Here is a 12,746-nt window from a genome sequence, read left to right as displayed (position 1 = left end):
GCCGGGCCAAGCCCGGCGGAATAACAGGAGCATCCCGTGCATCGCTTTCCCCTCGTTGTCCGCCTGCTCCTGCTGCTGATCGCGGCGTCCGCCTTCCCGGTCGCTGCCGCGCCGCTGCAGGCGCAGTGGAAGTTCCGCATGCTGCCCGGCGACGCGCAGGGTGCAGCCCATCCGGGCCTGCAGCAATGGCGGGCGGCGACGGTGCCGGGCAGCGTGCACACCGACCTGCTGGCTCACGAATTGATCCGTGATCCGTATGTCGGTGCGCCCGAGGCCGAACTGCAGTGGATCGGCCTGGCTGCCTGGGAGTACCGCGCGCGCTTCGACGTCGATGCCGCGACGCTGTCCAGGCCCAATGCCGAACTGCGCTTCGATGGGCTGGATACCTACGCCGAAGTCAGCCTCAACGGAAAGCCGCTGCTGCGCGCGGACAACGCACACCGCACGTGGCGTGCCCGGGTCGAAGGCCGCCTCCGTGCGAGCAACAATGAACTGCAGATCGTGTTCCGTTCGCCGATCCGCACCCTGCTGCCGGGCGTGCAGGCGATGCCGCACAAGATCGCTGGCAACTACCCGTCGCCGTATGGCGATGAGCCGAAGGACGCGATGGTCGGCAACTTCGCGCGCAAGCCGGCCTACCACTTCGGCTGGGACTGGGGTCCGCGCTATGTCACCGCCGGCGTCTGGCGCGGAATCGATCTGCAGGCTTGGGACGCGCACCGCCTGACCGATCTTGCGGTGCGCACGGATGCATTGAGCGCGGAGCAGGCGAAGCTGGCCGTGCTGCTGCGAGTGGAGCAGGGCGCGGCGGCGGGCTCGGCCGTGGTGAATGTGGATGTGCAGGATCCGCAGGGCCGCAACGTGGCCCAGGTGCAGCGCACGGTGCTGCTGAAGCCCGGCCAGAACAGCATCGAGGTTCCGGTTGAACTGGCCGATCCGCGGCGTTGGTGGCCAGTCGGCCACGGCGCGCAGGACCGCTACACGGTGCAGGCCCGCCTGGACCAAGGTGGCGCGCCGGAGCTGGTGCGCGAGCAGCGCATCGGCCTGCGCACGGTTGAACTGCGCCGCGAGGAAGACGGCAAGGGCGGGCAGGGCTTCGCTTTCGTCATCAACGGCGTGGAGATCTTCGCAAAGGGCGCCAACGTCATTCCGTTCGATGCCTTACCCGCACGGGTCGACGCCGCGCGCCTGCGCCAGGTGCTGACCGCCGCACGCGACGCCAACATGAACATGCTGCGCAACTGGGGTGGCGGCTACTACGAGGACGATGCGTTCTTCGACATCGCCGACGAACTGGGCCTGCTGGTCTGGCAGGACTTCATGTTCGGTGGTGGCATGCAGCCGGGCTACGATCCGGCCTTCCGTGCCAGCGTGGTGGCCGAGGCACGCGACAATGTGCGCCGGCTGCGCCATCACCCCAGCATCGTGCTGTGGTGTGGCAACAACGAGGAAGAAACCGCCTGGAAGGACTGGGGTCACGGCCGCGACCTGCAGGCGGCCGACCCGGCATTTGCGGCGAAGGTCTGGCAGGGCTATGTCGACCTGTTCGGCAACGACCTGCGCCAAGTGGTGGGCGAGGAAGGACTGGGCGTACCGTACTGGTCCAGTTCGCCCAGCAATGATCTGGACGGGAAGGCCAACGATTCCACCCGCGGCGACAAGCACTACTGGCAGGTCTGGGGCAATCCGGCGCTGCCGGTGCAGGCCTACCTGCGTGAGACGCCACGCTTCATGTCCGAGTACGGCCTGCAGGCATGGCCGTCGGTGGCCACCGTGGACCAGATCGCCACCCGCGCCGAGCAGCGCATCGACAGCCCGGTGATCCGCGCGCACCAGAAATTCATGGCCGGCGAGGGCAACAGCCGCCTGCGGCACTACATCGAACTGGGCTACGGCACGCCGAAGGACTTCGAGGACTTTGTCTACCTCAGCCAGGTGATGCAGGCCGATGGCATCGCGCTGGCCGCGTTGCACCATCGCGCTTCGCGGCCGTACACGATGGGCTCGCTGTACTGGCAGCTCGACGATGTCTGGCCGGGTGCTTCATGGTCCAGCGTGGACTACTTCGGTCGCTGGAAGGCGCTGCACTTTGCCGCGCGGCGCTTCTTCGCGCCGGTCACGGTAGCGGCGCTGCGCGATGAGGGCAGCACGCGGGTACGCCTGATCAATGACGGTGCGGCGCTGGATGCACGTTGGCGGCTGCGGGTGATGGACGTGGAAGGGAAGGTGCTGCGCCGTCGCGAGGACGCGGTGACGCTGGCGGCGTCGGGCGTGACCTCGATCGGTGATTTCCGCGATGCCGAGCTGCTGGCCGGTGCCGACCCGAAGCGCACGGTGGCGGTGTTCGAGCTGCTGCAGAACGGGGCGGTGAGCGCGCGGCAGGTGGTCGGATTCGTCGAAGCCAAGGACCAGATGTTGCCGCGGCAGAAGCTCAAGGCCACGTTGTCCATCGAAGGCGACCACTATCGACTACGGCTGGAAAGCGCGGCTTACGTGCGCGCGGCGTCGATTGATTTCGGTGCGTTGGATGTGCAGGTCGAAGACAATCTGCTGGACTTGCTGCCGGGCGAAACCCGCGATATCGCCGTACGCGGCCCGGTGGATCTGGTTACCCTGCGCGAAGCGCTGAAGGTGAAAACGCTCAACGATCGATGAGGGCAGGTGAACCATGTTCTGGTAGGTGTCAACCTTGGTTGACACATCGGCCGTATGCCAACCAAGGTTGGCAACTACCAGAAGCGGAGCCGGGTAGGTGCGGACCGTTGGTCCGCACACCCTTCTTTTTTACAGTTGGATCTGCTGGAAGTTCTCGACCCGCTCGTGGCCATTGGCGGCCTGGCCGGTGCGCGGCATCGGGTAGTCGTCGCGGCGGTCGATCAGGCGCGTCTGCAGGCCGGCTTCACGGGCGGCATCCAGCTCTTCCACCACATCGGACAGGAACAGGATCTCGCCGGCCGGTACGCCGATGGCCTGCACGATGCGGCGGTAGCTGTCGGCCTCGCGCTTGCCTCCGATCTCGGTATCGAACCAGCCCGACACCAGCGGGCTGAGGTCACCGGCATCGCTGAAGCCGAAGAACAGCTTCTGTGCCGGCACCGAGCCGGAGGAATACACGTACAGCGACAGGCCGGAAGCGTGCCAGCCCTTCAACACCGGCGCCACCTCCGGGTAGAAGTGCGCGGTGTAGTCGCCGCGGCGGTAGCCTTCATCCCAGATCAGGCCCTGCAGCGCTTTCAGCGCGGTGTGCTTGCGGTCCTGGTCGATCCAGCCCTGCAGGGTCTCGGCCACCAGGCTGTCCTGGCAGGCACCGCCGATCTCGGTCGCCACCGCATCCAGCCAGCGGCGCACTTCCGGCTGCTGGCCGTGTTCGGCGACGAACGCGGGCAGGGCCTTGCGGGCATAGGGGAACAGCACGTTCTTGACGAACGAGATGCTGCTGGTGGTGCCTTCGATGTCGGTCAGGATGACGCGGGCTTGCATGGATCAGGACGCCTGGGTGGGTACGTAACGAGGGAACTTCTGCGCGATGTCGGTGCCGGTGAAATGGCCGACCCAGCCGTCCGGCTCGGTGAAGAAACGGATCGCCACGAAGCTGGGTTCCTCGCCCATGTCGAACCAGTGGGTGGTGCCATCGGGCACGGCGATCAGGTCGTCCTTCACGCACTCGATCTCATAGACCTTGTCACCCACGTGCAGGGTGAACAGGCCGGAGCCGGCGACGAAGAAGCGCACCTCGTCTTCCTTGTGGAAGTGCTCGTCGAGGAACTTTTTCCGAAGCTCGGCGCGGTTCGGGTTGTCCGGGGCGATCGAGGCCACGTCCACGCTCTTGAAGCCGCGCTCGGCGACCAGGCGGTCGATGTCCGCACGGTAGGCGGCGAACACTTCCTCCTGGCTGGCGCCCGGCGCGACTGGCGCGGTGGCCTGCCAGCGCTCGAAGGTGACGCCGATCTTCTGCAGTTCGGCAGCGATGACCGCGCCGTCCTGGGTGTCCAGCAGCGGCGATTCGGGGCGGGTGTCGTCGTAGATGCGCAGTCGGCTCATGGCGGCAGCTTGAACGTCTCGGGGGAAGACAGGGTAGCAGGGTGGGGGGGGGCGCAGATTCCGGATCGGCATCTGCACCTGCGCGCCGGTTCAGCTGCGCAGCTTGCGCAGTTCCAGTTCGCAGTGGAACAGGAATTCGAACGCTTCCAGGTGGCGGCGTGCTTCGGCCATATCGCGGCCCCAGGCGTACAGCCCATGGCCGTCGATCAGGTAGCCCCACAGGTTCTGCCGGTCGAGCAGGTCATCGACCTGCTGCGAAAGCACGTTCATGTCCTGGGTATTGGCGAACACCGGCACGTCGATGGCCATCTCGTGGGTGCTGTTGCCGGCGAAGGCCTTCAGCAGCTCGTAACCCTCCAGGCGGATGTGGCCCTGCGGCGCATACAGGCGCGAGGCGATGGTCTGCACCGGCGAATGCGTATGCAGCACGCAGCCGACCTCCGGGAAGCGGCGGTACAGCTGGGTGTGCAGCAGGGTCTCGGCGGACGGGCGCAACGGACGGCCCACGGCCTGGCCGTCGAAGTCCACCACCATGATGTCATCCTCGATCAGGCGGCCCTTGTCCTTGCCCGAGACGGTGATCGCCGCGTGGCGGTCGTCCAGGCGGTGGGAGAAGTTGCTGCTGGTGGCCGGGGTCCAGCCGGCGTGGGCCAGTTCGCGGATGTTGTCGATCAGCAGCTGGGCCAGTTCGCTCAGGCGCGCGGTGTCGTACGGGAAGGTGGGGGCGTTCATGTCGGCGATTTTACTGGATTCGGCCAACGGCTGAGCCCCTCGTGGCGGGTCGTGTAGAGCGGTCCAATGGGTAGGGCGGGGCGGGTGGGCCGTGCAGGGGACGCTGCAAGTACATCCCTGTAAGCTCGATGGCGCCATCCGAGGCGCCAACGCCCCTGCACGGCCCACCCGCCCCGCCTCTGACAGGTTCCGGCGCGCGGCCGGCCACGGAGTGAAGAAGGAAAAGCGAAAGCGGGTCGCTTCGCTGCGCTTGCTCGGAGCGGAGCATGGCTCCGCTCTACAGAATCATTCATTCCGGAGCATTCGTTCATGAGAACGTTTCATCCACGCATGGCGTGGATCCACCGGACGCACCGGGATACTGTCAGGGGCGGGGGGCATGGGTTCGCGGGGGTGTCCGCGGCATGGATGCCGCGGCCAAGCCTCCAGGGATGGATTCACGGCGTCCCCCGCGAACCCATGCCTCCCCGCCAAGCCCTCAGCCCAGCTGTTGCCGTTGCTGTTGCCGTTGCTCCGGCTTCAAAGGCGGGGGCAGGGCCGCAGGCCCTGCAATGCAAAACCCCTTACTTCCCCCGCAGGCGGCTGTGCCTGAAGCCGTAGCAGAAATAGATCACGAAACCGACGAAGGTCCAGACGCCCATCAGCATCCAGTTGTGCATTGTCATCGCTGACAGCAGCGCCAGGCAGCTCAGCACGCCCAGGCTGCAGATCAGCCAGGCCATCGGCATGCGGAAAGGGCGCGGCAGATCCGGTTGGGTGCGGCGCAGGATCAGCACGCCGGCGCAGACCGCCGCGAACGCAATCAGCGTGCCCATCGAGGTCAGCTCGCCGAGAATGTCCAGCGGGAACAGCGCCGCCAGCAGCGCGATGCCGATGCCGGTGATCACCGTGTTGATGTGCGGGGTGCGGTACTTCGGGTGGATCCTGGTGAACACCGGCGGCAGCAGACCGTCGCGGCCCATGATCATGAAGATGCGCGGCTGGCCGATGATCATCACCAGCACTACCGATGACAGGCCGACCAGCGCGCCGACCTCGACCACCCAGCGCAGCCAGCCCAGCTGCGGGTGTGCGGCCACGGCAGTCACCACCGGCTCGTCGGTGCCCAGCAGCTGGAACGGCACCAGGCCAGTCATCACTGCGGCCATCGCGATGTACAGCACGGTGCAGATCACCAGCGACAGCATCATGCCGATCGGCATGTCACGCTGCGGGTTCTTCGATTCCTGGGCCGCCACCGATACCGCCTCGAAACCGATGTAGGCGAAGAACACCATCGCCGCGCCACGCAGCACGCCTTCCATGCCGTACTTGCCCGCGCCTTCATTGGCCGGAATGAACGGGGTCCAGTTGCTGGTGTCCACGTACTTCCAGCCGACCACGATGACCAGCACGATCAGGCCGGTCTTGAGCACGACCATTGCCATGTTCATCGTCGAGGACTTGCTGATGCCGACGTAGCACAGCCAGGTCAGCAACAGTACCAGTGCCGCGGCGGGCAGGTTGGCGATCGCGCCGGTGGGCCGCAGCTGTGCGTCCAGTGGCGCACTGACCAGCGCTGCCGGTAGATGGATGTCGAACTGGCTGAGCAGGCTGAGGAAGTAGCCGGTCCAGCTGACCGCCACCGCCGATGCAGAGACGCCGTATTCGAGCACCAGCATCCAGCCGATGAACCAGGCCGAAAGTTCGCCGAAGGTGGCATAGGTATAGGTATAGGCGCTGCCGGAGACCGGCACCATCGAGGCGAACTCGGCGTAGGCCAGCGCGCAGAAGGCGCAGCAGATGGCGGCCAGCACGAACGACAGCATGATCGCGGGGCCGGCGTGGTTGGCGGCCGCCTGGCCGGTGATGACGAAGATGCCGCCGCCGATCACCGCGCCGATGCCGAGGGCGGTCAGCCCCCAGGGGCCTAGGTGGCGGCGCAGGCTCAGGCCGTTGGCGTCTTCATGGGCGGCATGCGGGTGCTTGGTGGCCCACAGTTGCTTGAACATGTGTGGTGGTCTTGTCGAAGCGCGCCAAGAGCGGCGCGCGGGGAAAACGGACGGGCCGGCGCGAGGCCGGCCCGTAGGCGGATCAGGGCGACTTGGCCAGCTTGCTGTTGCGCATGCCGTAGCCGAGGTAAATCAGCATGCCCAGCACGGTCCAGCCGACGAACAGGTGCCAGTGCACCACGAACGCCTGCCAGAACAGGAACAGGCAGGCCGCGGCGCCAAGCGGGCAGATGATCCACACCGCCGGTACGCGGAACGGGCGATGGATCTCCGGCTTGGTATAGCGCAGCACCAGCACGCCGATGCAGACGGTGGCGAAGGCCAGCAGGGTGCCCATCGACACCAGTTCGCCGAGCACGTTCAGCGGCACCAGGCCGGCCAGCGCGGCGGCGATCACGCCGACCACGATCGTGGCCCAGTAAGGCGTGCGGAACCGGGCGTGGACCTTGCCGAAGAACTTCGGCAGCAGGCCGTCGCGGGAAATGGTGTAGGCGATGCGGGTCTGGCCCATCATCATCACCAGCACCACCGAGGACAGGCCGGCGATGGCGCCGATCTCGACCAGGGTCTTCAGCCACGACAAGGTCGGGTAGGGCTCCAGTGCGGTGGCCACCGGCTTGTCGGTGCCCAGCAGGTGGTACGGCATCATGCCGGTCAGTACCGCGCAGACGATGATGTAGACGATGGTGCACACCGCCAGCGAGCCGAGCAGGCCGATCGGCATGTTGCGCTGTGGGTCTTTGGTTTCGCCGGCGGCGGTGGAGACCGCATCGAAGCCGATATAGGCGAAGAACACGATGGTGGCCGCGCGGAAGATGCCGCTCCAGCCGAACTCACCCGGCACGCCGGTGTTTTCCGGGATGAACGGCTGCCAGTTGGCCGGGTCGATATGGGCCGCGCCGATGCCGATGAACAGGCAGATGACGGTGACCTTGATCGCCACGATGATGGCGTTGACGAAGGCCGACTGGGTCACGCCCACGTACAGCAGGCCGGACACCGCCGCCACGATCAGCACCGCAGGCAGGTTGAACAGCTTGCCGGAGGAGACGAACTCGCTGCCGGTCCAGGCGATGGGCGCGGCGCTGAGCAGGTCCGGGAACGGCATGTGCAGCGTGGTGGTGATGAAACTGATCAGGTAGGCCGACCAGCCCACCGCGACCGATGCCGAGGCGAACAGGTACTCCAGCACCAGGCACCAGCCGATGAACCAGGCCATGCCTTCGCCGAGGGTGGCATAGGAATAGGAATAGGCACTGCCGGAGACCGGCATCATCGCCGCGAACTCGGCATAGCACAGGCCCGCCAGCGCACAGGCGAAACCGGCCAGCACGAACGACAGCATGACCGCCGGGCCCGCGTGGTTGGCTGCGGCCTGGCCGGTCAGCACAAAGATACCTGCGCCGATCACCGCACCCACGCCCAGCAGGATGAGGTGTTTAGCCGTGAGGGTCCGTTTCAACGTGGCTTCGCCGTCCAGGCTGCCTTCGATGGGTTCGCCGGCATCGACGTGCCCGGCCGGCTGGACCGGCTTGACCCTCAACAGAGCTTTCAGCATGCAGTACTTCCTAGTGATCGGATGGGGTGGGCGGCCGATACGTTGCCGGCTGCCTTGAATGGTGAAGGCCGTGCGAACAGCCCGCTGTACCTTAGCCAAAGCTGAAGCCAACGCACAAGCGCAATCGCAACAATGAACGGCGATAATGAGCAGTATTTTTCCGAACCGCCCCCATTCATGCGCCAGACTGCCGAAACCCTTGCCGTGCTTGACGATCGCCTGCGCGGTCTGTTGCGGGACTATGCCCGCCGCGAGCCCGCCCACGACGCACTGGCTGCCGAATTCGGCACATTGCTGGATGATCCGGAAGATCCGTTCCGGCGTGAGCGGCTTGCAGGCCACTTCACCGCGAGCTGCTGGCTGGTCAGCGCCGACGGCCAGCGCCTGCTGCTGACCCACCATCGCAAGCTGCAGCGCTGGCTGCAGCTGGGTGGCCACGCCGACGGCGACCGCGACCTGGCCCAGGTGGCGCTGAAGGAGGCCGAGGAGGAGTCCGGCCTGAGCGGGCTGGTGCTGGAAGACCCGGCCATCTTCGATCTGGACAAGCACTGGATTCCGGAGCGCAAGGATGTGCCGGGGCACTGGCACTACGACGTGCGTTTCGTGATCCGCGCGCTCGGTGGCGAGGCATTCGTGCTCAGCGAGGAGTCACTTGACCTGGCATGGCGGCCGGTGACCAAAGTCGCGGCCGACCCCGAATCGGATGAATCCATGCAGCGCATGGCGCGCCGGTGGCTGGCACGTTGATGCTCTCGGACGGCTGTGCCGCGTTTGTTGCGGCTCATGCCTGTGGCGAGGCGAAGCAGAATGCTGCCCTTGCGATGATCAAGGCTGCATTGCCAGTCGTCACATGCATCGACTGGGAGCGCGTGCCATCGCGCCTGGAGGTCCCCGGGGTGGGGCGGGAGCGGCTGGCGCAGGAGTTGAGCGCCATTGCAGATGCTGTTGGCTTGCCAAGCGAGGCTGCGTTGACGGTTGTCCAGGTGGATGGGGCGGTACCTTCACTGGGCAGCCGCCTGCAGGACTGGCTGGCTCATGCCGAGGAGCTGGATTTCGTCGATACGCTGTTCCTGTCGATGGAAGACAGGGTTCTGATCCATTGGGACTTTTACAAGAACCTCCACGCCGTAAGGTTCTGAGGTGTTCCATCCACGCCGTAAGGTTCTGAGGTGTTCCATCCACGCCATGCGTGGATGGCGCGATGCCGGAAGCAATCCGCCGGGGCATGCCCGGCGACGCCTTGCTCAATACAGGATGCGCGTCCGCAGCGTGCCCGGAATCGCGGCCAGCTCGTCGCGCACGGCGGCGGCCTGCGCCTCGCTGGCGGTGATGTCGATCACCACGTAACCCACCTTCGGGTCGGTGCGCAGGAACTGGCCGTCGATGTTGACGTTGTGGCGCGAGAAGATCTCGTTGACCTTGGACAGCACGCCCGGCACGTTCTGGTGGATGTGCAGCAGGCGCAGGCTGTCTTCGTGTTCGGGCAGGGTCACTTCCGGGAAGTTGACCGCCGACAGGGTGCTGCCGTTGTCGCTGTAGCGCACCAGCTTGGCCGCCACTTCCACGCCGATGTTGTCCTGCGCTTCCAGCGTGCTGCCGCCGACGTGCGGGGTGAGGATGACGTTGTCGTGGCGGGTCAGCGGCGATTCGAAGATATCGCCGTTGCCCTTCGGCTCGACCGGGAACACGTCCAGCGCGGCGCCACCGACGTGGCCGCTGGCCAGGGCCGCGTCCAGCGCATCGATGTCGACCACGGTGCCGCGCGCGGCGTTGATCAGGTGCGCGCCCTTGCGCATCTTCGCCAGCTCGGTGCTGCCGATCATCCACTGCGTGGACGGGGTCTCCGGCACGTGCAGGGTGACGATGTCGGCGCGCGCCAGCAGGTCGTCCAGGCTGGCCGCTGCACGGGCATTGCCCAGCGCCAGCTTGGTTTCCACGTCGTGGAAGATCACCTGCATGCCCAGCGATTCGGCCAGCACGCCGACCTGGGTGCCGATGTGGCCGTAACCAATGATGCCCAGCGTCTTGCCGCGCACTTCATGGCTGCCGCTGGCTGACTTCGACCAGCCGCCGCGATGGCATTCGGCGTTCTTCTGCGGAATGCCACGGGTCAGCATGATCGCCTCGGCGATCACCAGCTCGGCCACGCTGCGGGTGTTGGAGTAGGGCGCGTTGAACACCGGGATGCCGGCCAGTTCGGCCGCGTCCAGGTCGACCTGGTTGGTGCCGATGCAGAAGCAGCCCACCGCGATCAGGCGCTTGGCCTCGGCCAGCACCTCGGCGCTGACCTGGGTGCGCGAGCGGATGCCGACGATGTGCGCCTCGGCGATGCGCGCCTTCAATTCGTCCTCGGGCAGTGCCTTGGTGTGCGCCTCGATCTGGCTGTAGCCGGCCGCGCTGAACACCTCCACGGCGGTCTGGCTGACCCCCTCCAGCAACAGCACGCGGATATCCTGCTTCGGGAACGAGGTCTTCTTCGGCGACATGGGCAACACGGCCAGTGGGACAGGGGCTAACCACTATGCCAGATCGCAGCGCTCATGGTGCGGTGCGCAATTGGTTGCATCCGTAGCTATCTGCCTGCTCGCAGGGCTGGACGCTGGCGCGTGCCGCTGGCACGCTTGCCCGTTCTTCACGCCCCGCGCTGGACCGTCATGACCAATTCCCGCATTGCCTCGCTGCAGCAGGCCTGTCCCGGCCTGAAGCTGAAGACCGACCCGGCCGACCTGGAGCATTACGGGCGCGACTGGACCCGGCGCTGGACGCCGGCGCCGTTGGCGGTCGCACTGCCGGCCACGGTCGAGGAAGTGCAGGCGGTGATGCGCTGGAGTGCGGGCGAGGGCGTGGCCGTGGTGCCGTCCGGCGGCCGTACCGGCCTTTCCGGTGGCGCGGTGGCCGCCAACGGCGAGCTGGTGCTCAGCCTGGAACGGATGAACAAGGCACTGGCCTACGACGCGGTCGATCGCACCCTGGTGGTGCAGGCCGGCATGCCGCTGGAGGCCGTGCACAACGCCGCGCTGGACCACGGCCTGATCTACCCGGTGGACTTCGCTGCGCGCGGGTCGTGCACGATCGGTGGCAACATCGCCACCAATGCCGGCGGCATCCGCGTGATCCGCTATGGCAATACCCGCGAGTGGATCGCCGGGCTGAAGGTGGTCACCGCCAGCGGCGAACTGCTGGAACTCAACAAGGGCCTGATCAAGAACTCCAGCGGCTATGACTTCCGCCAGCTGCTGATCGGTTCGGAAGGCACGTTGGGCGTGATCGTCGAGGCGACAGTGAAACTCACCGATCCGCCGCCAGCCAGCAACGTGATGCTGCTGGCCGTGCCCAGCTTCGAGGTGCTGATGCAGGTGTTCGCCGCGTTCCGCGCGCGCCTGCAGTTGCAGGCCTTCGAGTTCTTCACCGACCGGGCGCTGGAGCACGTGCTGGCGCATGGTGCGCAGGCACCGTTCGACGAGGTGCACCCGTATTACGTGGTCACCGAGTTCGCCGCCAACGACGAAGCGCAGGAAGCGGCGGCGATGGCGGCCTTCGAGGACTGCATGGGCAACGGCTGGGTCAGCGACGGCGTGATCAGTGCCAGCGATGCCCAGGCTGCCCAGTTGTGGCGCCTGCGCGAAGGCATCACCGAATCGCTGGCACGCTACAAGCCCTACAAGAACGACGTCTCGGTGCGGATCTCGGCGATGCCGGCGTTCCTGGCCGAGACCCAGGCATTGATCGGGCAGGCCTACCCGCACTTCGATGTGGTGTGGTTCGGTCATATCGGTGACGGCAACCTGCACATCAACGTGCTGAAGCCCGATGACACCAGCGACGCCGATTTCGTCGCGCAGTGCGAGCATGTGACCAAGCTGCTGGCGCAGGTGCTGGCCCGGTTCGATGGCAGCATCTCGGCTGAACACGGCATCGGCCTGGTCAAGAAGGGCTACCTGGACAGCACCCGCGGCCCGGCCGAGATCGCCCTGATGAAGGCGGTCAAACGTGCGTTCGATCCCCAAGCGCGGCTGAATCCCGGCAAGCTGTTCGACGTTTGAGCCGGGCAAATCCTTCACGCACCCGTTACGCTCCACGCATCCTCACAACCGGCTTCGAACCGATGACCCGTCCGCTTCTGCTGCTCGCCCTGCTCGCCCTGCTGTCCCTGCCGCTGGCCGGCTTCGCTTCCAGCTTCGCCGGCACCTCGGCCGGTTCCGCCACCGGTGCCTCCTCCGGCTCCTCGGGTAGCAGCTCGGGTGACGACAAGGTGGTACTGGCTGCGCGCGACGACGCTGCGGCGTTCGTCGCCAGCGACGGCCAGATCCGTGGCGCCCGCCTGCAGGCCGCGCTGGTCCACCTGCGTGAGCAGAGTGCCGCCGCACAGCAGCAGAGCGACCTGGAACTGGCCCGCGCGCTGCTGGCGCGTTGATCCGGACTGC

11 protein-coding genes are annotated in these 12,746 nt (G+C 66.4%); 5 read left to right on the top strand and 6 right to left on the bottom strand.

What is annotated here, in order from left to right; all coding sequences use genetic code 11:
* Positions 1-36 precede the first annotated feature (36 nt).
* Positions 37-2,655 (top strand): beta-mannosidase, encoded by a 2,619-nt coding sequence (locus BN1263_RS05065; RefSeq protein WP_058979974.1) that lies wholly within the window; start codon positions 37-39, stop codon positions 2,653-2,655.
* A 129-nt stretch (positions 2,656-2,784) separates the two neighbouring features.
* Here BN1263_RS05065 and mtnC read toward each other — a convergent pair whose 3' ends face one another.
* The 5 genes from mtnC to BN1263_RS05040 all read right to left on the bottom strand — a co-directional run bounded on the left by mtnC (position 2,785) and on the right by BN1263_RS05040 (position 8,322).
* Positions 2,785-3,480: an acireductone synthase gene (gene mtnC, locus BN1263_RS05060; RefSeq protein ID WP_058979972.1), complete on the bottom strand. Its 696-nt coding sequence runs from the start codon at positions 3,478-3,480 to the stop codon at positions 2,785-2,787.
* 3 nt (positions 3,481-3,483) lie between these two features.
* Positions 3,484-4,041 carry a 1,2-dihydroxy-3-keto-5-methylthiopentene dioxygenase gene (locus BN1263_RS05055; RefSeq protein WP_021204389.1) on the bottom strand — a complete coding sequence of 186 codons (558 nt, stop codon included), beginning with the start codon at positions 4,039-4,041 and terminating at the stop codon, positions 3,484-3,486.
* 90 nt (positions 4,042-4,131) lie between these two features.
* Positions 4,132-4,773, bottom strand: coding sequence for a methylthioribulose 1-phosphate dehydratase (locus BN1263_RS05050; protein ID WP_026347187.1), 642 nt, complete (start codon positions 4,771-4,773; stop codon positions 4,132-4,134).
* Between the two features lie 563 nt (positions 4,774-5,336).
* Complete coding sequence (locus BN1263_RS05045) at positions 5,337-6,764, bottom strand: amino acid permease (RefSeq protein ID WP_058979971.1); 1,428 nt, start codon at positions 6,762-6,764, stop codon at positions 5,337-5,339.
* A gap of 82 nt (positions 6,765-6,846) precedes the next feature.
* Positions 6,847-8,322: an amino acid permease gene (locus BN1263_RS05040; RefSeq protein WP_005416354.1), complete on the bottom strand. Its 1,476-nt coding sequence runs from the start codon at positions 8,320-8,322 to the stop codon at positions 6,847-6,849.
* A 132-nt stretch (positions 8,323-8,454) separates the two neighbouring features.
* Between BN1263_RS05040 and BN1263_RS05035 the strand changes: the two genes are divergently transcribed.
* Complete coding sequence (locus tag BN1263_RS05035; RefSeq protein ID WP_080398781.1) at positions 8,455-9,069, top strand: NUDIX hydrolase; 615 nt, start codon at positions 8,455-8,457, stop codon at positions 9,067-9,069.
* The gene (locus BN1263_RS05030) at positions 9,069-9,461 is read left to right on the top strand and encodes a hypothetical protein (RefSeq protein ID WP_058979967.1); all 393 of its coding nucleotides are present in this window, start codon (positions 9,069-9,071) and stop codon (positions 9,459-9,461) included. The genes BN1263_RS05035 and BN1263_RS05030 overlap by 1 nt, the downstream gene beginning before the upstream one ends.
* 105 nt (positions 9,462-9,566) lie before the next feature.
* On the opposite strand, the gene serA is transcribed toward BN1263_RS05030, so the two are convergent.
* The gene (serA, locus tag BN1263_RS05025; protein ID WP_058979965.1) at positions 9,567-10,808 is read right to left on the bottom strand and encodes a phosphoglycerate dehydrogenase; all 1,242 of its coding nucleotides are present in this window, start codon (positions 10,806-10,808) and stop codon (positions 9,567-9,569) included.
* A gap of 168 nt (positions 10,809-10,976) precedes the next feature.
* On the opposite strand from serA, the gene BN1263_RS05020 reads away from it, so the two are divergent.
* Both BN1263_RS05020 and BN1263_RS05015 read left to right on the top strand, forming a co-directional pair.
* Positions 10,977-12,365 carry a D-2-hydroxyglutarate dehydrogenase gene (locus tag BN1263_RS05020; protein ID WP_058979963.1) on the top strand — a complete coding sequence of 463 codons (1,389 nt, stop codon included), beginning with the start codon at positions 10,977-10,979 and terminating at the stop codon, positions 12,363-12,365.
* A gap of 62 nt (positions 12,366-12,427) precedes the next feature.
* Entirely contained in the window at positions 12,428-12,736 is a 309-nt protein-coding gene (locus BN1263_RS05015) for a DUF2388 domain-containing protein (RefSeq protein WP_058979961.1), read from the top strand.
* The last annotated feature ends 10 nt before the right edge of the window (positions 12,737-12,746 follow it).

Source organism: Stenotrophomonas thermophila, assembly GCF_001499715.1.
GTDB lineage: Bacteria > Pseudomonadota > Gammaproteobacteria > Xanthomonadales > Xanthomonadaceae > Stenotrophomonas > Stenotrophomonas hibiscicola.
Note: the sequence above shows the minus strand (reverse complement) of the source record. Positions and strands in the feature narration are given on the sequence as shown.